The organism is Cupriavidus sp. 05L310, assembly GCF_056398185.1.
Genome location: NZ_JBFTOX010000001.1, coordinates 162,166 through 183,163, shown reverse-complemented (window position 1 = coordinate 183,163; position 20,998 = coordinate 162,166). Strand labels below are relative to the sequence as shown.

General features: G+C 60.3%; 21 protein-coding genes and 3 pseudogenes. 8 read left to right on the top strand and 16 right to left on the bottom strand.

What is annotated here, in order from left to right; genetic code table 11:
* Positions 1–457: 457 nt before the first annotated feature.
* The 3 genes from AC1DS6_RS00875 to AC1DS6_RS00865 form a co-directional block, all read right to left on the bottom strand.
* Positions 458–676, bottom strand: coding sequence for a hypothetical protein (locus AC1DS6_RS00875; RefSeq protein ID WP_441634470.1), 219 nt, complete (start codon positions 674–676; stop codon positions 458–460).
* 105 nt (positions 677–781) lie between these two features.
* The gene (locus AC1DS6_RS00870; protein WP_477101734.1) at positions 782–1,015 is read right to left on the bottom strand and encodes a hypothetical protein; all 234 of its coding nucleotides are present in this window, start codon (positions 1,013–1,015) and stop codon (positions 782–784) included.
* Positions 1,016–1,032: 17 nt separating this feature from the next.
* Positions 1,033–1,482 carry a DnaB-like helicase C-terminal domain-containing protein gene (locus AC1DS6_RS00865; protein ID WP_477101733.1) on the bottom strand — a complete coding sequence of 150 codons (450 nt, stop codon included), beginning with the start codon at positions 1,480–1,482 and terminating at the stop codon, positions 1,033–1,035.
* 275 nt (positions 1,483–1,757) lie between these two features.
* On the opposite strand from AC1DS6_RS00865, the gene AC1DS6_RS00860 reads away from it, so the two are divergent.
* Positions 1,758–2,024, top strand: coding sequence for a hypothetical protein (locus AC1DS6_RS00860; RefSeq protein ID WP_441634478.1), 267 nt, complete (start codon positions 1,758–1,760; stop codon positions 2,022–2,024).
* 327 nt (positions 2,025–2,351) lie between these two features.
* On the opposite strand, the gene AC1DS6_RS00855 is transcribed toward AC1DS6_RS00860, so the two are convergent.
* From AC1DS6_RS00855 to AC1DS6_RS00845, 3 genes are all read right to left on the bottom strand, one after another.
* Entirely contained in the window at positions 2,352–3,557 is a 1,206-nt protein-coding gene (locus tag AC1DS6_RS00855; protein WP_477101732.1) for a porin, read from the bottom strand.
* A gap of 552 nt (positions 3,558–4,109) precedes the next feature.
* Positions 4,110–4,952: a GntR family transcriptional regulator gene (locus AC1DS6_RS00850; protein ID WP_477101731.1), complete on the bottom strand. Its 843-nt coding sequence runs from the start codon at positions 4,950–4,952 to the stop codon at positions 4,110–4,112.
* Positions 4,953–5,114: 162 nt separating this feature from the next.
* On the bottom strand, positions 5,115–6,158 hold the full coding sequence (locus tag AC1DS6_RS00845; protein ID WP_477101730.1) for an AraC family transcriptional regulator: 1,044 nt from the start codon (positions 6,156–6,158) through the stop codon (positions 5,115–5,117).
* Positions 6,159–6,287: 129 nt separating this feature from the next.
* Here AC1DS6_RS00845 and AC1DS6_RS00840 point away from each other — a divergent pair, with 129 nt between their 5' ends.
* Entirely contained in the window at positions 6,288–7,199 is a 912-nt protein-coding gene (locus AC1DS6_RS00840; protein ID WP_441627893.1) for a TauD/TfdA dioxygenase family protein, read from the top strand.
* Positions 7,200–7,208: 9 nt separating this feature from the next.
* Positions 7,209–7,769, top strand: a complete 561-nt coding sequence (locus tag AC1DS6_RS00835) for an RBBP9/YdeN family alpha/beta hydrolase (protein WP_441627895.1) — start codon at positions 7,209–7,211, stop codon at positions 7,767–7,769.
* Between the two features lie 199 nt (positions 7,770–7,968).
* On the opposite strand, the gene AC1DS6_RS00830 is transcribed toward AC1DS6_RS00835, so the two are convergent.
* On the bottom strand, positions 7,969–8,964 hold the full coding sequence (locus AC1DS6_RS00830; RefSeq protein ID WP_477101729.1) for a Bug family tripartite tricarboxylate transporter substrate binding protein: 996 nt from the start codon (positions 8,962–8,964) through the stop codon (positions 7,969–7,971).
* Positions 8,965–9,119: 155 nt separating this feature from the next.
* Between AC1DS6_RS00830 and AC1DS6_RS00825 the strand changes: the two genes are divergently transcribed.
* Together AC1DS6_RS00825 and AC1DS6_RS00820 are read left to right on the top strand one after the other, a co-directional pair.
* On the top strand, positions 9,120–9,704 hold the full coding sequence (locus AC1DS6_RS00825) for a hypothetical protein (RefSeq protein ID WP_477101728.1): 585 nt from the start codon (positions 9,120–9,122) through the stop codon (positions 9,702–9,704).
* 208 nt (positions 9,705–9,912) lie between these two features.
* Positions 9,913–11,184 (top strand): MFS transporter, encoded by a 1,272-nt coding sequence (locus tag AC1DS6_RS00820; RefSeq protein WP_441628023.1) that lies wholly within the window; start codon positions 9,913–9,915, stop codon positions 11,182–11,184.
* Positions 11,185–11,259: 75 nt separating this feature from the next.
* Here the strand turns inward: AC1DS6_RS00820 and AC1DS6_RS00815 are convergent, their stop codons facing one another.
* Positions 11,260–12,213: a LysR family transcriptional regulator gene (locus AC1DS6_RS00815; protein WP_441627901.1), complete on the bottom strand. Its 954-nt coding sequence runs from the start codon at positions 12,211–12,213 to the stop codon at positions 11,260–11,262.
* 51 nt (positions 12,214–12,264) lie between these two features.
* Here AC1DS6_RS00815 and glaH point away from each other — a divergent pair, with 51 nt between their 5' ends.
* Positions 12,265–13,194, top strand: coding sequence for a glutarate dioxygenase GlaH (gene glaH / locus AC1DS6_RS00810; protein ID WP_441627903.1), 930 nt, complete (start codon positions 12,265–12,267; stop codon positions 13,192–13,194).
* 117 nt (positions 13,195–13,311) lie between these two features.
* Positions 13,312–14,547, top strand: coding sequence for an alpha-hydroxy acid oxidase (locus AC1DS6_RS00805; RefSeq protein ID WP_441627905.1), 1,236 nt, complete (start codon positions 13,312–13,314; stop codon positions 14,545–14,547).
* Here AC1DS6_RS00805 and AC1DS6_RS00800 read toward each other — a convergent pair.
* From AC1DS6_RS00800 to AC1DS6_RS00770, 7 genes and pseudogenes are all read right to left on the bottom strand, one after another.
* Positions 14,502–14,621 (bottom strand): annotated as a pseudogene (locus AC1DS6_RS00800) (IS5/IS1182 family transposase); the annotation flags it as partial. The gene AC1DS6_RS00805 and the pseudogene AC1DS6_RS00800 overlap by 46 nt on opposite strands.
* A gap of 19 nt (positions 14,622–14,640) precedes the next feature.
* Positions 14,641–14,752 (bottom strand): annotated as a pseudogene (locus tag AC1DS6_RS00795) (IS5/IS1182 family transposase); the annotation flags it as partial.
* Between the two features lie 633 nt (positions 14,753–15,385).
* Positions 15,386–16,366, bottom strand: coding sequence for a quinone oxidoreductase family protein (locus AC1DS6_RS00790; protein ID WP_477101727.1), 981 nt, complete (start codon positions 16,364–16,366; stop codon positions 15,386–15,388).
* Between the two features lie 498 nt (positions 16,367–16,864).
* Complete coding sequence (locus AC1DS6_RS00785; RefSeq protein ID WP_477101726.1) at positions 16,865–17,248, bottom strand: Rieske (2Fe-2S) protein; 384 nt, start codon at positions 17,246–17,248, stop codon at positions 16,865–16,867.
* Positions 17,241–17,942 (bottom strand): DsbA family protein, encoded by a 702-nt coding sequence (locus tag AC1DS6_RS00780; RefSeq protein ID WP_477101725.1) that lies wholly within the window; start codon positions 17,940–17,942, stop codon positions 17,241–17,243. Before AC1DS6_RS00780 ends, AC1DS6_RS00785 begins: the two co-directional genes overlap by 8 nt.
* The gene (locus AC1DS6_RS00775) at positions 17,929–18,144 is read right to left on the bottom strand and encodes an alpha/beta hydrolase (RefSeq protein ID WP_477101724.1); all 216 of its coding nucleotides are present in this window, start codon (positions 18,142–18,144) and stop codon (positions 17,929–17,931) included. Before AC1DS6_RS00775 ends, AC1DS6_RS00780 begins: the two co-directional genes overlap by 14 nt.
* Positions 18,145–18,152: 8 nt before the next feature.
* Positions 18,153–19,145 (bottom strand): Bug family tripartite tricarboxylate transporter substrate binding protein, encoded by a 993-nt coding sequence (locus AC1DS6_RS00770; RefSeq protein ID WP_441627914.1) that lies wholly within the window; start codon positions 19,143–19,145, stop codon positions 18,153–18,155.
* Between the two features lie 191 nt (positions 19,146–19,336).
* Here AC1DS6_RS00770 and AC1DS6_RS00765 point away from each other — a divergent pair.
* Positions 19,337–19,713, top strand: a pseudogene (locus AC1DS6_RS00765) (transposase); the annotation flags it as partial.
* A gap of 3 nt (positions 19,714–19,716) precedes the next feature.
* Here the strand turns inward: AC1DS6_RS00765 and AC1DS6_RS00760 are convergent.
* Complete coding sequence (locus AC1DS6_RS00760; protein ID WP_477101723.1) at positions 19,717–20,574, bottom strand: transcriptional regulator; 858 nt, start codon at positions 20,572–20,574, stop codon at positions 19,717–19,719.
* Positions 20,575–20,998: the final 424 nt, after the last annotated feature.

The window sequence follows — 20,998 nt, the reverse complement described above, 5'->3', positions numbered from 1 at the left end:
GTAGATCGTGCCGATGGTAGCGCTCTAGGCATCCGGGGCCGCGATGGGGTTGCCTACCCCCCGGCATATCGGGCAAGCTATTCTCTCGGCCCGCCAGCGGAGACGTTTCGCCGTCCCTTGCGCGCTGTACGGGGCTGCCCCGGGAAACCATTGAGCCAGGGCAACATGCCTCCGCACAGACGCCCCACCAAAGGCCGAAGGCGAGCGGTGCGAACATGGCTGGCTCCAATGGAAAAAGCCCACGCGGCTTTCACCGGGTGGGCCTATGGTTATGCTGAGGATGGTGACCAAGGCGGGATTCGAACCCGAACCGGACCCCTCTCGGCTAGCGATATCGCCTGTCCGATTGCCTTTCGACTTTCAGCGCGCCTCCAGAACTGCCGCTACAGCCCCGCGCCTCTTGGTCACCATCCCCAGAATGCCAAAAAGCCCGCTGGGCGAACCATGCGGGCTTGCGTCATTCTTCTTCCACACGCGCCTGCATAAACCGGCGCTCTTGGACGGTCCGCTCACCCATATGCCGGCGCGGGTTGCCACACATCCAGCAGCTGCACAGCGTCGGCGTCCACACGGCGCGGCCGATCTCTCGTTCGTTGCGCAGCCCGCAGAGGTAGTTGCGCCGATACACCTTCAGCCGTGCGACTTGCGCGCGGCGGTACGCCCTTCCTTTCGTCATCTCGACTCCTTTCCGTAGGCCGGAGACGCGAAAGCCCGCTCAAGGCGGGCTCTGGGGACAACTGCTGCGAGTGTGGGCAGATATTAGGCCTACTGTCCCAGAAACTCAAGCGGCTTGTAAGGAATCGCCCTCGATCACGCCCTGGGCACGGAAACTGGTGGTCAGCGTCTCGTCCGCCCGCTTCTCCAACGCGGCCAGGTGGGCGACCAGTACCTTATTCGCCCGCTCGTACGTGCTCTTGCTCCCGCCGCACTCGGCCGCGATCTGCCGGAACGAGAAATCCTGATCCGCCCTCTCCCGCCCGGCGTACCTGCGCCAGACCAGCGCCAGCAAGGCCATGTCGTTTCCCACGCCAATCAGGCTCTGGTAGTACCCGGCCAAGCCGCGCACACCAGCGGCGCGCTCGAGCTGGTAGGCATACCGCGCCCAGATGACGTTGCGCTCATGTTCAGCCCGATGTCGGTCGTCAGCGCGGTCTTGCCCATCGACGGGCGGCCGGCCACGATGACCAGATTGCCGTGGCGCAGCCCGCCGTTGAGCGCCGTATCCAGGGAATTGAGCCCGGTGGGAATCGCCATCTCCCCGGAGCCGTGGGCGCGCGCGTCGACCGAATCGCAGAACTCGGCCAGCAGCTCGCGCAGCAGTGCGCGGTCGCGGACGATCTCGGCGTAGCGGGCGATATTCGCGGCGCTGGGCGTGCGGTGAGCCAGCTCGGTCAGGTAGCCCAGGCCACCGGCGCGATCGGCGTGGCCCTGCCCTTGCTGCGCCTCGAAGACCGTCACCACGTCGGCCGGGCGGTTGCCCATCGGTTGCCCATCGCATCGGCCGCGCCGAAGGTGTCAGGCCTGTCCACCCGCAAGAACTGGAAAGCGCGCTGCACCGACAAGATGGCGCTGATCCGCTTCGTGGCCGCGCACCCCGAGCACCAGCACCTGCTGGAGGTCAACCAATCCGCGCTCAACCAGCTGGCCAAGGCCCAGAAGGACGCCATGCGCATCGAGGGCGTCGAGGCCTACCCGGACGAGGTCATGTCCGCGCGCGCTGCCCAAATCCCAAACCGCCACCACCGCTCGACACCGAAATGGTTCGGATCAACCACATCAACACCCGCAACGAGAAGCACGGCGACGACAACGTGCTCAACGAGGCCAAGGTCAACAAGCTCTCTTTCGACTTCCAGGAAGGCGGCACCGTATTCGTCAACTTCCGCGTGCAGGCCCACCCGGACAAGAAGACCACCGCTCGCATTCTCCAGCTGCTTGGCCAGGAAGTGAAACTTGGAGCAATATCTCTAAGATGCGAATATTTTGTTAACGGCAGCTGCGACCGCACGCATCTCTTCGGTTGACGAGTCAATGGAGGTAGCGGCTTCGCCTTCCAGATCCGTCTCTACGAACTCCATCGGCGCCGCGCCTACGAAAGTTACTTAGCCTTTTCGCATTTTTCCAGTCACAGAAGCCTCCATTTTCTTCCCGCATTCTCCCACCATCTTGCGTAACCGCTTTGGTAACGTGACAGTGCCCCTCAAGCAAGTGCGCCCCGCCGGGCGCACCAAAAAAAGTGCCGCGGAGGCAGCACAAAGAGCATGTGAGAGAAGCGCATGCACGCGAGCATGCCGCAGGACTGCCCGCACCACTGCGCAAGTAAGCCCTTGTCACATACCGTTGGACTGTCTTTAGAACTTGTGGCGAATACCCGCGGCGACACCGAGCATATTGCTTTGACCGCTGGCTAGCGTGTAGCTATTGCCAAGGGAAAGGCTGTTAGCAAAGCCAATCATCGGGGAATCCAGTCCCAGACCCGCATTCTTTGAATATGCCGTGGTCAGGTAGGCATCAGTCCGCTTGGAAAGCGTGTAGTCCGCGATAAAGGCAACTTGCCATGGGTTCGGCACCGACTTGTTGGCGAAGAAGCTCTTGACGTTGTCGTAGTTGTACTCAAGCGTCAGGCCAAGCGCCGGCGTCACCTGGTAGTTGGCGCCGATCCAGTAGAAGTCGTCGCGCTCGATCAGGCTGCCATTCTGGTCCTTGTTCTGACCCCAGCGGTAGCCGCCCATGATCTTTGCCGCGCCGAACGCATAGCTTGCCGCGACCGTCGCCTTCTTGAAGCTGCCGCTGCCGAGGGCAACAGCTGTTAACGGGTTGGAAATGGTTGGATTGAACTGGTCGTACGCAACGGCCACACCGACAGGGCCAGAGATATAGGTCAACCCTGCGCCATAGGCGGTGTCGCGGCGGAACTGGCCCGGCACTTCGCCGTTGCCGCCGAGCAATGGGCCGTTGGCCACCGTCGTCGGCAATGCCAGGCCGGTACCGAAGGACCAGTGTGCCAGTGCAGAGACCGAGCCGAACCGGCCGGAGTACTTGATGGTGTTGTCCTCGCGGAAGTTGGCGCCGGTCAGCATCACGATCGGTTCATACTGGGTGGCAAAGGCTGCCGGCACGAAGTTCGCGATGCTCTCGAACATCGAAGTGTACTGACGGCCGAAGGTCACCTGGCCAAACTGCGTGCTTTGGATGCCAACGTAGGCCTGTCGACCGAACAGGCGGCCGCCTTGCTGCGACGTGCCGGTATCCAGGTTAAAGCCACTCTCCAGTACGAAAACGGATTTCACGCCGTTGCCCAGATCTTCCACGCCGCGCAAGCCCCAACGCGAACCGGACAGGCCGCCGGAATCCATGCGGTAGACATTGTTGGACGGGCCCGCATTGAACTTGTTGGCAGCGGTGGGAACGGCGCCGACATGATTGGCGAACTCAACGTTTATATCCGCCACGCCATATAGCGTCACGCTGCTCTGTGCGTGTGCGCCGCCGGTGCAGATTGCGCCCGCAGCGATGAGTGCGTGATTAAGCTTGCTCAGCTTTCTCAATGATCCCATTGCCTCCTCTCCTTTAGGTTATTTTTTTCGCCTGTCACAAACGATGCCATCAGCCACGCGTGTCGTGGCCATGGCGAAGAACGCCCCGAGTTACCTAGGGCTTCCCTCAACAGCAACCGCACAGACAAATCGGTGGCTCGGTCAGTTCCTTGAGTCCATGGACTGTACACCAGATATATTATTGTCGACAACAATAAATTTGAGCGCGGCAAGCCAGCCATTGGTTTCCGGACCGATGCGTCGACGCACAAGAATGGTGAGAACAGCAGATGGGGCGCGAGGCGGCCTCAACCTGACGAGGCGAGCCGACAGCTTTGATGAAGTGCCACCCCGTGTGGATGATTGCAGCATCGCGAGGGTGGAGAGAGCCGTAGACGACGGTGAAGCCAGGCAAGCGCCGTCGCTCCACGCCGTCGTCGCCCCGCGGGTAATGCTTGACAGTGCTGCTTCGCGTAGCTACCGGGGTGGCCGCCACCGGCACGAAGCATCAACAGAAGGAACTGCGTACCGCAGGCATCAAACCAGTAACCCTGATGGCCCGCGTAGGTGCAACTAGGCAGCCTTGCGCCGCCTGGCTGTTTGCGCAGTCTGCTCCCGCGTGGCCGGGCCTTTGTCGTCCTTTGAGACTATCGGAACGCCGGGCTTCATCTTGAGAGCACGCAGCGCGGCATCCCTCGCCTCATCCAGCCGCTTCTGGGCAACGGAGAGCAGCAACTTCTCGTCACGCTTCTGCGCCGCGTTTTGAAGCGCACGCCAGGTCTTCAACGAAGCAGGAATGGATTGCGGAGCGGCAGATAGTCCAAGGCGAGCGTAGCGCAACGTGCGAAGCGATATGGATTGCAGCATGTCAACCAGCAATCTGTTGGCACACAAATCGACAATCGCAAAGTTCAGCAGAAAGCTCTCGACAGCATAGGCGTCGACCGACTCCTCCGCTGCCTTGGCAAGCTTCGGCATGCGCTCGTCGAGGACGTCCTGGAGCCCGTCCGAGTTCTCGCGCATAACCTGCTCCAGCATCGTAACGTAGAGTACTGCTCGAACCTTAAAGATATCGCGAAGCTCCATCTCGCCGGGCGCGGTGACGATGGCACCGCGCCTGGCCTGAAACTCGACCAGCCGGTCTCGTTCGAGGATGCGCATAGCCTCCCTGACTGGCGCGCGGCTTACATGCAGCACTTCGCTAATGTCTTTCTCAAGCAGGCGCTGACCCGACCGGATTAGATCGAGCGTGATCACGCCCGCCAGTCTGGCGGCGATCTGTTCAGCAATGGGCGCGGATGCGCGTGCCCAGTCCTGCCCTCTTAGCACAGCGTGCTCAACTGCCAGCATCAGCTGATTTTTTGGCGTGAGGAGGCTAGAGAGATCCGGGAGGTTTTCAGTCTTACTTCTGCTCATGGTTTCGAATACCGGTGTACTGTCCTGGACGCCGCATGGCTGCTGCGTAACTTCGGTATTCTATCCTTCCCCGGTCCTCGATCCGGCGCGACGCGCTGGCCAGACGGAAGATCTCCGCGATCCCGCGCAAGGAGCGTCCGTATGCCCTGGCCTTTTGAAGGCTTATGCCCTGCTCGCCGGCGGAGGTGCTGTCTGTCGGCGCACGGTGCCGCTTGCGGCCCGGCTCTCCTTGGGGCTGCAACCGAATTGCGCGTGATACCAGCGCGAGAATCCGCTTGGCGCGGAAAAACCTAGCAGGGTCGCCACCTCGGTCAACGGACGATCGCTCTCGATGACGTGACGCGCCGCGAGTTCCGTGCGGATGTCGTTAACGATCGACGAGAAGCTCCGCCCCTGTTCCGCCAGCCGGCGCTGGACCGTGCGGCACACCACGCCCAGGTGCTCGGCCACCTGTTCGATGCTGCAGCGCCCACTGGGCAACAGCAGAAGGATCGTGCGACGCACGTCCTCAAGCATGGTCGCCTGCTGCGGCATGGCGGACGCGTCTATCAACTGCTGCGCGTAGCGCACCATGGCCGGATCGGCCGACGGGTTGCGTGCATCGAGATCGGCCTTCGCGCAGACGATGCAGTTGAAGTCGTAGTCGAACTCGACGTGAGGGCCAAAAAACCGTTGGTGTGCACTAAGGTCGCGCGGCGCCGGGTGCTCGAAGCATACGCGCCGCGGCTCCCAGTCGGGCTTGAGGAGCTGGCGTATCAACCGCACCATTACCCCTAGCGCCAGTTCAACCCTTTGGCGTGTTGGCTGATGTGCGTTGCCAGCCATTACCGCCTCGCGAATAATGACCAGTCCTCCGCATTCCTCGACCGCCAGCGACAGCGCACCATTGAGCATCGCCTGGTAGCGCATCAGCATGCCAAGCGAGTCGCGCAGCGTTGCCTGGTCGCGGATCAGCAATCCTACCGCCCCAAGATTGGACAATAGGCGCGACTCGGCCATGCACAGCCCGAAACTCTCGTTGCCTGACATGGTCGCGGACGCCTGGAGCAGACGTCCAAAACGCTCGACTGGAATCATGATGTCCGGCTCGCGCAGTACGCTCGGACTTATCCCTGCGTCAAAGAGCATTCGCACCGGATCCAGCCCGGCGGCACGAGCGACCTCGCTGTAGTTCGTGAGGGCCGCGGCGCGGACAAGTAACGACATCGGGGAACTGACGTAGGAGGGTGACATAGAATGATAAATGCCTGTCATGTATTGTCAAGCGGGAGAAACCCGCGACGCCCAAACTCGCCAGGATCGAAGGGCATAATCGGCAATGGGAGACAAACGTTCATGATTCAACGCCTCAATGCGGCACCCGCAGCGGTCCGCGCAACCTCTCTGGGCAACTCGATCCAGGTCGAGCCAGTCACTTGCACGATCGGTGCGGAGCTCGGCAACGTCAACCTGGGCGCGGCTGCCGAAGACGACCAACTGATGGCCGAAATCCGGGCCCTGCTCTTAAAGTATCGCGTGCTGTTCTTCCGCGACCAGGACATCACTCGCGCGCAGCACGTGGCCTTTGCGCGCCGCTTTGGCGAGCTGGAGGACCATCCTGTGGTGGGCAGCCATCCCGATTACCCCGGACTGGTTCAGATCTACAAAACCCCGGACAGCCCTCCCGAACGCAACGAGAATTCCTGGCATACCGATGCCACCTGGCGCGAAAAGCCTCCGTTGGGCTGCGTGCTGCGCTGTATCGAATGCCCGCCTGTGGGTGGCGACACGATGTGGGTCAACATGGTCGAGGCCTACAACCAGTTGCCCGAGGATATCAAGACGAAGATCGCCTCATTGCGCGCGCGCCACAGCATCGAGGCAAGCTTCGGCGCCGCGATGCCGATCGAAAAACGTCTTGCACTGAAGGCTCAGTACCCGGACGCCGAGCACCCGGTGGTGCGCATTCATCCCGAAACCGGAGAGAAAGTCCTGTTCGTCAACGGGAGTTTTACGACGCACTTCACAAATTACAACGTGCCGGCCAACGTCCGCTACGGGCTAGACAAGGCGCCGGGTGCCAGTAATTTGCTTAACTACCTGGTCAGCCAGGCCACCATCCCCGAATACCAGGTGCGTTTTCGTTGGAAGAAAAACAGTGTTGTGTTCTGGGACAACCGCTCAACCCAACACTACGCAGTGATGGATTACCCCCCGTGTCACCGAAAGATGGAGCGCACCGCCATCATCGGTGACGCGCCTTACTGAAAGATCGACATGGCCTCTACGAAAACGACCGTTCTCATCGTCCCAGGCTTGCGTGACCATGTGCCGGAACACTGGCAGACCCTGCTGGCGGCGAAACTGCCTGGCGTGGTCAGCGTCGCCCCGCTTGAGCAAGACAAGCTGAGCTGCGCTGCCCGCGTCGACGCGATCGATCGCGCGCTAGCCACCATCGAGGGGCCGGTGATCATCGTGGCGCACAGCGCAGGCGCGATGATGGTCGCCCATTGGGCGGCACGAGGCGCCACACCCGAGATCCTCGGCGCACTGCTTGCAGCGCCCGCGGACCTCGAGACGCCCATGCCGGCAGGCTACCCGACAACCGACACACTGAGCGACCACGGCTGGCTGCCGATCCCTCGCGGCAAATTGCCGTTTCCGAGCATTGTTGCGGCAAGCAGCAACGATCCCCTGACGCGTCTCGATCGCGCCCGTGACCTGGCGCAGGCGTGGGGCAGTCGCTTCGTCGAACTCGGCGAGGTCGGGCATCTGAATCCCGCGTCAGGCTATGGCGAGTGGCCGCAGGCCGAAGCGTTCATTCGCGAACTCTCGTGACCGAAACACGGCCGAGTGCCATCGGCCGGGAAAAAAGGACCCGGACTGCGGAATTTGAAAACGACAGTGCCGCCAGGGACGACCGGACAGATTCAATGACCACGATCCGTATGCTTACCTGACGGCCGCGCCGGAACGGTAGTAACCCAGCCGGCCAGTTGCGCGGCCGGGCTACTACCGCTGCACCGGATATTTCTTATTATTCTGGCTGGTAGTTAATGGACTTCAGCAGCGCGGACTGTTGCTGGTACGCCTGCTTCAGGTCCGCCATCAACTCTTCCGAGGTGGCGCCCCCGCCCTGCTCCATGCCCATGTCCTTGACGCGATTCTGCACTGCGGGTTGCTTGAAATACGCCAGCGTCGCCTCGCGGATTTTTTGCTGGACTGCCGGAGCGACATCCGGGCGGGACCACACGGCGAACCAGCCTGCTTCCGCCAGTTGTGGGTAACCGAGCTCCTTGAAAGTCGGCACATCCGGCAATCCGGCAATCCGCGTCGGATAGTTCAGCGCAATCGCTTTGATCTTTCCGGCCTTGATCAGCGGCAAAGAGGTCGTCACGCCATCGAACATCAGGGGCACATGGCCGCCCATCAGGTCGTTCAATGCCGGGGGAGAGCCCTTGTAGCCCACATGCCGCATTTGCACATGCGTGAGTTGCCCGAGCAGCATGCCCGAGGTGTGGCCCTTCAGTCCCGCAGCGTAAGAAGCGAAGACGAGTCCGTCTTTTTGCAATTTGCCGTAGTCCACCAACTGCTTCAGGTTGGAGACGGGCACATCCTTGTTGGCAACCAGCACCAACCCCGTGCGACTGATCTGGGCCAGGGGCTTCAGGTCCGCAAAGGGGTTGTAGTGGACCTTGTAGGCCAACGGCGCTTCGCTCACGACGCCGCCCTGGATGACCAGGAGAGTATGGCCATCCTTGCCGTTGGACTGCAAATCGCTGATCGCCAGCGCGCCGGCGGCACCGGGCTTGTTCTCTACGATGACCGGCTTGCTCAATGTCTTCTGCAGCCCTTCCGCCAGCAGTCGCGCCAACGCGTCGGCACTGCCGCCGGCAGGCCCCGCCACCACCAGACGAATCGGCTTGCTGGGCCAAGCCTCCTGGGCCTGGGCCATGGGGATCCCACCGGCGACACCAACACCGATCGCCAAGGCGTAACCGCGCCACCGGAAGTTATTGGTCTGCTTCTTCATGTCTATACCTTTTGATTGCTACGCTTTGCGTGTTTGGAAAGGTCTGTCGCCGATGACCTCGATGCCGCACTAAACCTTCAGGCCGGCGATCCTGTGGCAGGCTTTGCGATACATTCACCCTTTGTCCATTCTCGGATCGCACCGGGTCAACCGGCTTGACCGATTACGACAAGTTTTTGCCATTTCGCGCAAACAGCGGGAAAACCCTAGCAAGACATAGCGAGCGCACTTTCGAAGACGTCTCTTGCGAGCGCTGCCAGTATCAGCCGTGCAGGGATCAAGGTCTTGAGGTTCCATGGCTGCAAGGCCCCGTCGTCGTCGACACACGCGGCCAACGGGAGCGCATTGAACAGGGCAACGGGATACGGGTATGTATCGATGCCGTTGGCCTTGGCGGTGTCCACCAGGGAGTGCGGATTGGCCGAAGCGCTGGCCCCGCCACGGTGTCGCAGAACAACCGGTTTCTTCTCTTCTGGAAGGGCTTCCATGGTCACCAGGCATGGCGCCTTGCAGATCTGATGCGCTACGGGTACCAACCGACTCCTCGAGGTGTGCCGAATCTGGCCCTTATGGTGATCCAGTGCTCCCTGCGTCGGCGAATTACTGTCGTAAATGGCCAAGTTCACGGCGTGCAAGGTAAAGCGGGAAGTGGCGCCAGGCTAGATGATCCGGTGCGAGAAGTCCTTACCGAGGATCGTGTCGTCGAACGTGATGCCACCGTGTTCGTGGGCCTTGACTGATCGAGCGTCGAATTCCAAAGCGCGCACGGCGACACAAAGAAAGCGCCCGGCAAAGCGCCCGGCGATGCTGATGGCCAGCAGCCACCACTGCCGCCCTGGCCCGAAGGCCTTGCTTCACACCGCCCACACGACAGCAGGCCGCACCAATAGCCATCAGTTTCGAGAATCACTAGAGGAGACATAATTGAACCCATGTACGAGTAACGCGATGCCGGCTGAGCCGGCTGCGGCTCCCACTGGTGCCCGACCCTACGCGTGGGTCGTGTTTGCATTGATGTTTTGCCTGTTACTGTCCGACTATATGTCGCGGCAGGCGATCAATGCCTTGTTTCCACTCTTGAAAGTGCAGTGGCAGATTTCCGATACACAGCTCGGTTCGATTAGCAGCGTGGTGCCGTTGGCGGTTGGCGTGCTGACCCTCCCATTTTCCATAATCGCGGACCGCTGGGGACGAGTCAAAAGCATTGCGCTGATGGTTGCGGTGTGGAGTGTTGCCACGCTCGGGTGCGCCATTGCCAGCACCTACCACGAGATGTTCGTCGCGCGCTTGTTCGTTGGTGTCGGCGAGGCTGCCTACGGCAGTGTCGGATTCGCTATGCTCGTTAGCGTCTTTCCAAAGCATATGCGGTCCACCATTGCCGGAGGCTTTACGTCTGCCGCCGCTTTTGGGTCCGTGCTCGGTGTTTCGCTTTCCGGCATCATTGCGACGCACTTTGGCTGGCGCTGGTCGATGGGTCTGATGGCGATCATTGGCTTTGTGCTGGTGATCATTTATTACTTCGTGGTCACGGAAGAAAAGCTTGCAAGCGCGCAACCGGACAATGCGAACGGAACTCAGGTATACGGGCATGTGAAACTGACACCGCGTGCGCTTTTCTCCGGCCTGTTTCCGTCCCGTTCCGTCTTTTGCGCGTACCTCGGCTGCGCCCTGCAGATCTTCGTTCAGGGTACGCTTTTCGTGTGGCTGCCCAGCTACCTGAATCGCTACTGGGGCATGCCTGTCAGCCAGGCGGCCGTACTGGCGGCCGGGCTCGTCCTTGTCAGCGGCCTGGGCCAACTCATGTGCGGTGTGATGACCGATCGGATCAGCGGGGATTCGTCGCTCAAGCGGTGGAACATGGCCATTGGCTATTGCCTCGTGCTAGGCACTCTGCTGGCGATTGCGTTCCGCTTGCCACAAGGTAATCTGCAACTCGCGCTCCTTGCGCCCGGCGTGTTCTTCCTTGCGAGCTCGTTCGGCACATGCAGCGCGATCATTGCCGGAGCCACACCGCCAGCTATTCATGGCTCGGCATTTGCCACACTGACGTTGTTTAACAATATATTGGGACTCGCAGCAGGCCCCTTTATCACCGGTATGGTAGCGGACGCAGTCGGTCTTCAAGTCGCCTTGCGCTGGCTACCGCTCGCGGCAGTTCTGCCCTTCACCGTGTTCCTCATTGGCAGATGGTGTTACGTCGCGGAAACGCGACGCGGCTGAGCGCGCTGCCGGCACCCAACCCATCGTCCCCACGATCCTCCATCGCGGGGACGATGCAGGATCCCGTTGATCGATTCAGGCACGGCCATTGAATATCTCGGTTCCGAGTTGCACGAATGCCCGTACCGCCGGGGATATTTCCCGACGCCTGTGAGCTAGCGCCAGGTGCACTGAGAATTTAAAGTCGGCGATCTGCGTGTAAAAGATACCTGGCTGGGAGAAGTTCTGCATTGACTCAGGCACGATGGCCACTCCGTATCCCGCGGACGCGAGGCAAATCGCGGAGATGAAATCCTGGACGCGATATTCCAGATGAGGCGTGAACCCCCCGGCTTTGCCCAGGGCGGATAACGCAGACCCGAATCCTTCCTCGTCCGCAAACTGCGGGACGATAAAGGACTGATCTGCTAGCGCGCGCGCTGAAACCGTCCCTCGCTTTGCAAGGGGATGACTTCCTGTCATTGCGGCCAGCAGGCGTTCAGTCTGTATGACTTTCGTGATGACGCCGGCCGGATAGAGCCGTCTTGGCCTGACAATTCCCACATCGATCTGGCCATCGCTGAGCGCTTCGAGCTGCCTTGGCGTTTCCATTGGCACGACTTCGATCCGGACCATCTCGTGTGATTTCCGAAACTCGCTCAGCATCATGGACAAAAGGCCGCTGCTTACGCCAGATGCCACATAGCCGACACGGATGACGCCAGCCAGCCCTCGGGCAGCCAAGCGTCCCACCTGGTCGGCTCGCTCAATGTGCCGCAACGCCGCCACAGCCTCGGCATGGAACAGGTGCCCCGCGTCGGTAAGTGACACCGGCTTCCTTTTGTTGCGATTCAAGAGCGTGACCCCCAAATCTTGTTCAAGGCGCTGGATCTGGGTGCTGAGCCCTGATTGGGCGACACCCAGGCGATCTGCCGCCTTCGCAAAGTGAAGCTCTTCCGCCACGGCGAGGAAACACTGCAACTGGCGAACGTCAATCATCGTTTTAATCTCGATTTCGGAACAAAGATTACTGTCTTCCATCTGGATCATATCAAAGAATCCAGATGAAATAGCGCCATACAACATCCCGGAGAGCTATCGATGAATGCCCCGTTTCCTGCGGCAGTGCTTGCCAGCAATGACGAGCCCCGTTTCCAATTATCTGCCCACGCAGATCACCATCGCATCCTGCATGTGACCGTTGAGCGCGAGGCCCTTCTTGGGTTCCTGCACGACGTACGCAAGGTCGATGTTCAGAACCTCGAGTATGTCCCCTTCATGCGCTACGAGCTCGCGGATGTACTCGCGAAGCACGTCGGCGAGGACTTCGCTACAACCATCAACGGCATTGTGAAGGATCGGCAGCATGGTGGCTTTACGGTAGGCCTCCAGGGACTGACGACGGACGCCGACGATTTCGTTCGCTTCGGCACTGCCATTGGGCACCTCCTTGGTCCCAGCAACCACGATGCGATGTCGGGCAATTACTATGCTCGCTTCGTGGTCAAGCACACGGACGATAGCGACTCCTATTTGCGCCAAGCCTATCGACTCTTCACGATGCACACCGATGGCACCTTCGTTACCGAAGCGACGGACTGGCTGTTGATGATGAAGTTTGCAGAACAGAATGCAATCGGCGGCGAGTCCCGATTCCTGCATCTGGACGATTGGGAGGCGCGTGACCGGTTTGTCAGTCACCGTCTCGGGACGCAGCCTTTCCTCTACAAGGCACCGGGGTCCAAGAATGTCGGCGATAGAGTCGAGCGCCCACTCTTCTTCCAGAATGAGTTTGGGTTGTCGATGTCCTTCATCGATCAGTTTGTACAGCCTCGCAATCGCGAGGAGGCTGCATTTCTCAACGACCTGTCGACTTCCATGGAGGCTTCGCCGGGAACAAAGGAAGTGTCGCTACCCGTCGGCGATCTGGTTGTCCTGAACAACTACTTCTACCTCCACGGGCGTGCGCCGTTCGAGAAGAACGAGGCGCTGTTCCGTGAGCTGATGCGCCAGCGAGGCACGTTCGCCTAATGATCGATGTGATCCGGCGTGGCTGATAGTGACAGCGGTTGGGCCTGATAGACGCTTCAAATCAAGATGACATCTCAAACAGAAGTTGCAGAAAGCCAAGCCGTTCCGAGCGCTGGAATGCCCGCCAAGCCTGCCTATGGCGCCAACCGTCAGATTCATAGACGACTGCGGCCGATCCTCTCGCTTGCCGATTTTGAAGTCGCGGCAAAGAGAGTGCTTCCGCGCCCGATCTTTGGCTACATCGCCGGTGCCGCGGAGGATGAAAAGTCGCTTGCCGCGAACAGGACGGCATTCGACGAGGTCAAGTTTCGTCCCAAAGTTCTTGTCGACGTGTCGGGACGGTCGCAAGCGACTGAGATCTTTGGGCAACGTTACGCGTCTCCCTTTGGCGTGGCGCCCGTTGGAATCAGTGCGATTGCCGCTTACCGCGGCGATGTGGTCCTCGCGCAAACGGCGCGGGAAGAGCGGATACCCGCAATCATGAGCGGCACGTCCTTGATTCCGATGGAAGCCGTTCAGGCGGCCGCGCCAGGTACGTGGTTTCAGGCCTACCTGCCAGGTGACGCCGCGCGCAGGGATGCCCTGATTGAGCGGATTGAAGCGGCCGGGTTCGCTACGCTTGTCCTTACGGTTGATATTCCCGTTTGGGCCAACCGGGAGAATAACGTCCGTACTGGCTTCTCTTTGCCTTTGCGACCATCTGTCCGCCTGGCATTCGATGGCGTGTCTCGGCCGCGTTGGCTGGCCGGGACGTTCGCCAGAACCCTCGTTTCGAGTGGGATGCCGCATTTTGAGAATTCTTTTGCGTCTCGCGGCGCGCCGATCCTGTCGGCCTCCGCCATTCGCGATACGACGGGACGCGATCACCTGAGCTGGACGGATATCGAGCGAATCCGGCAAAGATGGCGCGGCAACCTGGTCATCAAGGGCATTTTGCATACGTCCGACGCCGCACGCGCTGTCGCCTTGGGCGCCGACGGCATCATTGTCTCGAATCACGGCGGGCGCCAATTGGACGGTGCCGTGGAACCGCTTGCTGTATTGCCGGAGATTTGTGAGGCAGTCGCGCACAAGACAACCGTCATGATGGACAGCGGTATCCGGCGAGGCGGTGATGTTCTGAAAGCGTTGGCACTGGGAGCCCGCTTTGTCTTCCTGGGGCGACCTTTTGTTTACGCTGCGGCCGTTGGGGGAGCCGAGGGCGTTCGCCACGCCATAACGCTCCTGCGCGATGAGGTCGACCGAAATATGGCCATGCTGGGCGCGACGACCATCGCGGACGTGAACAATAGCGTCATCGTCCAGGGCCACAGAACCCGCCGAATTGCATCGCGCTTCTCTACTCCCGTGTAGCCCGCATCGCCAAACGCATGGTCCTCGTGGCCATGCGGCAATGCCTGCGCCTGCGATACGTCCGACTCGTCGGCCCCTGGGGTAGTTTGGCTAGAGCGCCGCTATCGGCCGCTGCCACGGCACAACGCTTTTCATCGCCGCCAGGAAGTGCTGCCGGCGCGTTACCCTGCCCTTACGCTTCCGCAAAACTGATTTGACGCTTCATTCCCGTACCTGACTTTTACACATGCTCATGACAACGCGCTCAGCCGATGTCGCGACGACTCGCGCACCGATTTGATCGGCACTTTCCCGGCGTCATGTGATCGGGGTTGAGCACGCGTGCCCAAACCGGCGCACTCACGCCGCGCAGAGTCATTCGGAATTGAAGGGTGCAGATCGCAGGCAGATGATCGGAAGCCGTACGTGCATTCAGGGGGAAGGCGGCATTCACATCGTGGCTATGCCTGGTTCCGGGCAACATGATCTCTGTCGGCAAGATACTGCCGTCAAAGACGCGCCGCTCGCCCAGCAAGGCCTCTGCCGCGCGGCATCTTGTTGCCGTCGCATTCGGCGAGCCGGATACCACGCCGAGCGACTTTTACCGACGGCGGTCGGCGCGGATCGGCGACGCCAAGGCGATCGCTATCACCGCTACCGCCACCGTTAATGAGATCGCGGCGCTCTTCTGCGACACACAGGGCCATGACGTGGGACATGTGGATCCCGAGGCCGCGTACAACGAAGAACGCTGCCGACAGCGGGTCCTGAACAACCTGACCCGACTGCCAAATCACTGGGTTACGCTTCGCCGACCAATGCAGCCTGACGGCTCGCGTTTCCCAGGAAGCGGGAACACTCAAATCTCGAAAATGGACGAACCCGTGGTCTTTCGAGCTTCCAGGTCCCGATGCGCCTGCACGGCGTCCTCCAAGGCATAGCGCTGATTGATCTCGATGCGGATGCGGCCTGCCGCCACGTGGCCGAACAGCTCATCGACCAGTGCCGCCTTCTCGGCCGGATCGGCGATGTAATCGGCCAGGCCCGGGCGGGTCAGGTACAGCGAGCCCTTGCGGGCCAGAATCTGCGGATCGAACGGCGGGATCGTGCCGGAGGCGGTACCGACGCAGACCATCAGCCCGCGGCGCTTGAGGGAGTCCAGCGAGGACATGAAGGTGGCCTTGCCCACGCTGTCGAAGACCACGGACACACCCACTCCGTCCGTCAGTTCCCGCACGCGCTTGGCCACATCCTCATGGCTGTAGTTGATCGTGTGATCGCAGCCGTGGGCGCGCGCCACTTCGGCCTTGGCATCGGTCGAAACCGTGCCAATCACCGTCAGCCCGAGCAATTTGGCCCATTGCGAAACGATCAGGCCAACACCGCCCGCTGCGGCATGCAGCAGCACGGCGTCGCCCGCCACGAAAGGATAGATCCGACGCACCAGGTAAGCAGCGGACAAGCCCCGCATGGTCATGGCCGCCGCGGCTTCGCAACTGATGGCCTCCGGCAGTTTGATCAGCAGTGCGGCAGAAATCAGCCGCTCAGTGCTGTAGGCGCCCAGCGTGTTGATAAAACCTGTGTAGGTCACACGGTCGCCGACCGCCAACTGGGTCACGCCGGCACCAACTGCCTCGACCACGCCGGCTGCCTCGTTGCCGACGCCGCTGGGCAGCGGAACCTGGTAAATGCCACCGCGGAAGTAGGTATCGGCAAAATTCAGGCCCACGGCCACGTGGCGGACGCGGACCTCTCCCGGTCCCGGTTCACCAACCTCAACGTCCTCGAAACGAAGGACCTCGGGCCCACCCGTTTCGTAGAATTTAACGACTTTTGCCATGTTGTCTCCTGTTCTGTATCAAATATGACAGTTCGCCTGCGGCTTGCCGCTTGCACTCGCCAAAGGACAAATGAATTTGGTGGCACAGTTGGTCAGGCTGCAGAAAATTTGCCATGGGCGGCTTGGGAAAGCCACCTATGGCCTCTCCCGGCTAGCAGTGATGCTCAAGCGGGAACGGCTTGGATTGCTGCTGGGCTCCGGGCGTTCAAGCGTCGCTGCGTATCGGCCTTGTGATGTAACCATTGCGGTCCGTAGGGCGCGGCTTGAATGACCAGAGGCTGCTGGTTTTCAGGCAGAAGAGCGTTGTCCAGAAGTGCATTTGCATCTCGCTTACCCGGTTGAAGTCAGAGTGTCCTTCGCGATGAGTGAATCATCTGGCCTGGCGCCACTTCCCGCTTTACCTTGCGCGCCTCGAACTTGTCCTTTTATGACAATGGTCCGCTGACGCGGCAGCACTGGATCGCCGACTACCGCAGCTTCGATCCGGATGGCGAGTCATCAGCAGGCTGCAACCACCTCGGCCTGACGTCTGCGCGGCAATAGCACCCGACCAGCCTTCAAGCATTCTGACGGGCGTAGCCAAAGTTGCTTGTCCTCCACGACGACTTCATAGGTGCGGATACGCAAGCCCGGAGATGCGGTGCACTGGCCGTTGCGAATGTCAAATCGCAAGCCGTGTGCAGGGCAGCTGATAACGTGCTCAACACACGAACCTCCTGCCATGGAGGCTCCCGCATGCGGGCAACTGTTTTCCATGGCAAAGAACTGGCCGGCAAGGTTGAACACGATTGCCGATTGACCGTCTTGCAGCAAGACCAGTTTGCGCGCGCCTGGAGCCAGCGACTCCGGAGGCCCGACCAGAATCCATTCGGAATCAAGCATCGGATTTGCACTCGCAGTTCAGACGCCTGGCCGCCACGGCTTTCTGCATGATCTGAATCAACTCGCTTGCTGGAACTGCGCCAGTGACCGGCCACTGGCCATTGAAGACGAGATAAGGAACCCCTCCTGCATGGCCGGCCCCCATTGAAGACCGGAGCGGAGAGCACGCCCTGGCATCCCAACTGAACCCTGACGATTGAGCCAGGGCCTGCAGTGTCTCGGTCGAACCGATGTCTTGCCCCTGGGAGAAGAATGCACGGTAGATGGACTCTACCAACTGGTACATGGCCTCCGGCACAAGCCTGGACTGGGCCGCATTGACCAGGGCACATGCCAGCGCCGAATTCGGGAAGGTCGCAATGGCTTCGAAGTTCAACGATAGATCAACCGATGCGGCCACAGCGCGAATCTGTGCGCGGCGCATCGCCACAGCCCGCTGGCCACCAAGCCTTGCTTCATAGAATTCTTGGTACGGAATGCCTTGCGCAGGAATCTGCGGCAGCAAGGCATTGGCATGCCATATCGTCTCCAGCACCAACCCAGGATGCTGCTGTCGAATGCTTGCCCATGCTGAGCGCAGATTACGCAATCCAATCCAGCACCAGGGGCAAATCAGGTCAAGGTGAAAATCAACGCGCAGGGTTTGCGGCGATGTGGCGGCAGGAACCGCACCCGAAAGTTCAGAGCAATTCACGCAATAATTCCTTAGCGCCCGGCCAGGGGCCGTATCCAGATGCAGGGTCGATGTGACCGCCATTACCAAGATCGACAAGGCGAGAACGCCGGTCACCCGCCAAATGAACGACCCGCTCGAAGCTGCCAAGGGATCCGGACGGCTGGCTGCTATCGGGCCGGGAATGGCGGCTTTGTCCCGGGCAGCCCGCAATGCCGCGCACGGCACATCTTATTCCTCGAGCCTGATTCCTGCGTCGTTGGCGATCTTCGTCCAGACTTGCAGATCATTCCGGACGATCTCGCCCAACTGCGCGGAGGACTTTACAGGAGGCGGCTCGAAGTTCAGTTTCTTCATCAGGGCCGCGATCTCCGGCAACGCCTGCACCTTGTTGACCTCATCGGCCAGCCGCTTCGCGATCGCCGGACTAGTTCCGGCCGGCGCGAACATGCCGAACCATCCCACCGTGCTGAACTTGTAACCCTGTTCACCCATCGTTTTGACGTCGGCGAGCTGGGGAGACCGCACGTTGCCCACAATCGCAATGCCGCGCACCTTCCCGGATTGCAGGAACGGAACTGCCACGCTGGGATCGGTCCAGCCGATCTTCAGCACCCCCGAGGATAGTTCGGTGAGCAGTTGACTGGAGGTCCGATATGCGACGTGTTCGGTCTTCATGCCGGTCTGCTTCTTTAGCCACTCCATCGTCAAGTGCGCGGACGAGCCGGTGCCCCAGCTGCCATAGCTGTACTTATCCGGATTCGCCTTCACGAGCGCAATGAGTCCAGGCAAGTCGTGCACCGGCAGATCCGGGCTCACCAGCAGCAACACCCCACCCACCGCAGTCTGCGCGATCGGCACGAGGCTCTTTCTTGCCTCCTGGGAAATGGGCTTGATGACAGCCGGCGCAACCACCATGTTGGATGCCGTTGTGTAGAGAATCGTGTAGCCATCCGGCGCCGCCTTGAGGACGGCGTTCGTCCCGATCACCCCACTGCCACCCGGCCGGTTCTCCACGACCACAGATTGCTTCAGCGATTCGGAAAGGCGGCGCGCCATGACCCGCGCCAGCGCGTCGGTTCCCGATCCGGGAGACGACGGCACGATCATTTGAATCGGGCGCGCGGGCCAGGCTTCCTGTGCCTGGAGCGGACCTGCCGCGCACAAGGCAATGATTGCCTCGGCGCACAGCGCCGCTGCGAGCAGCTTTTTCAGTAATGACATCGTCTCCCCCATGTTTTCTGGACTATCACCCAGCTTGCCAGGTGCTTGTTGCCTCACCAACCAACTGCGCAACAAGCGATTTCTACCGGCCCAGGCTATCTTGAGCACGATCATAGCAGCGTTAGAATTTAATGTCGACATTATTGTATTTGCGCGATGCACGCGACGCGCTGCCACCGGCCTCGTGGTGCTTGATGGTGAACTTGACGCCTGCGGGCATCGCCGACAGCACAAGGGCGTTGGCGGTTCTGGAGACGCTAACGAAGTGCCGGCCGGGACTGGGGATCTGTTTGCAGATGGTGCGTACGATCGTCGCACTTTGATGGATAGAGCCGCGACGCTCGATTTCGTCGTGCAGGTGGTGCGCCGCCACGAGGATCAGGTTGGTTTCGCGGTGCTACCCCGGCGTTGGGTGATGGAGCGTACCTTCGGATGGAGAGACTACGAGCGGCGTCCTGATGCGTCCGAGACCATGGTCTATATCGCAATGGGCGGGCTGCTACTGCGCAGAGTCACCCATCCTTCAGTTTTCAAACGGGCTCCTGGTGCAGCTGCCGAGTCGTTTTAACCATTAAACTTTCTCCAATGGCGAAGGGAAATCGGTGGCGGCCAGCCATTGCGCGGTGAAGCGCCCCATCGCACTTAACAACACGTCGGAGTTGAGGCCTGCCACGCCTCCAAACGCCGGCGAGATGACCAACGTCGTATTGTCCTGGGTGAACACCTGCAATCTCACGGGTAAATCCGCTGGCTGCAGTATCGCGTCCGTACCTCTCGCATTGGAGAACTCGAATGCGCGCAGAAAGTCGTCCGCATGGCATGCGCCTATGCAGACAATTACCTTGGGCTGCATGCGTTGCCTCAATTTCGCAATGAAGCGGAAACGGCCACCCGTCCGGCATAGACTGAGGTATCGACTCTGGGGATTAAGCGCCGGTTGGTTCCGGTACACCCTGGCCCAGCATCTGTTTCCGTTTGCGCCCGTGGGCAAAGGAAACAGACTGATCCTGAATTCCCCGCCGGAGGGACCGTAAAGGTGGTGCATGAAGTAATGCTTCCAGTCGCATGCTTCTGCGCCAAATGCCGCCGAGCGTGCTGAGGAAATGAGCTTTGCCGCTTTCTGATGGCTTTGCCAGCGCATCATATTTTCCTGATTCCGCTGTCGAAAGTATTTGTCCCATACAACTGGCTCGTGCAAAGGATTGAGCGGTGCTGTCAGCGACTTGCCATCGGTATTTGGCGTAATGTCGCAGAGCCAGACGGGTGCGGCGGGATTTCCGTACATGCCGACATAGGAAGCAAGGTAAGCATCTACCTCCTCACTGGAGAAACCAACAATACTTGATGGGTTTCCTTGAACCGCATTCCGAATGCCGTCGCTCGGCGCAACCCCGCTCCATCCAACGGCAAGCGCAGCTAGTGCGTTCATGCTTCACGCCTCTTATTGGTTATAAAAACTATAACGATATGAGGGGAGCTTAACCACTTCCAACAGCTTTGCAAGCCCGAGACCTGTCCGATGTTGACGGGGCGCAACACTCGAAAACGCAGGCGCCAGCGGCGTGGCGCCATATCTTCCCCGCCTCTAACGGCACGCAAAATCCGCTGGTGCCGCACGCAAGTGTGCAAAGAAAAAACAGCCTGCCGTCATCTGGCTCTCCCGGCATCGTCCGGCGCATCCAACCGGCCTCCGGACATGTGTGTCTCCGAGGTTCCCACCGGATATGATGAAAGCCTCACGTGACGGACCTCAAATCACTATTCAGCGTTGGCTGACAACAACATGAGAATTAAGCGATATCTATTTCAGATGTAGATGTGTTTAAATTCACCCTTCGCAGCGTCGCTGCACC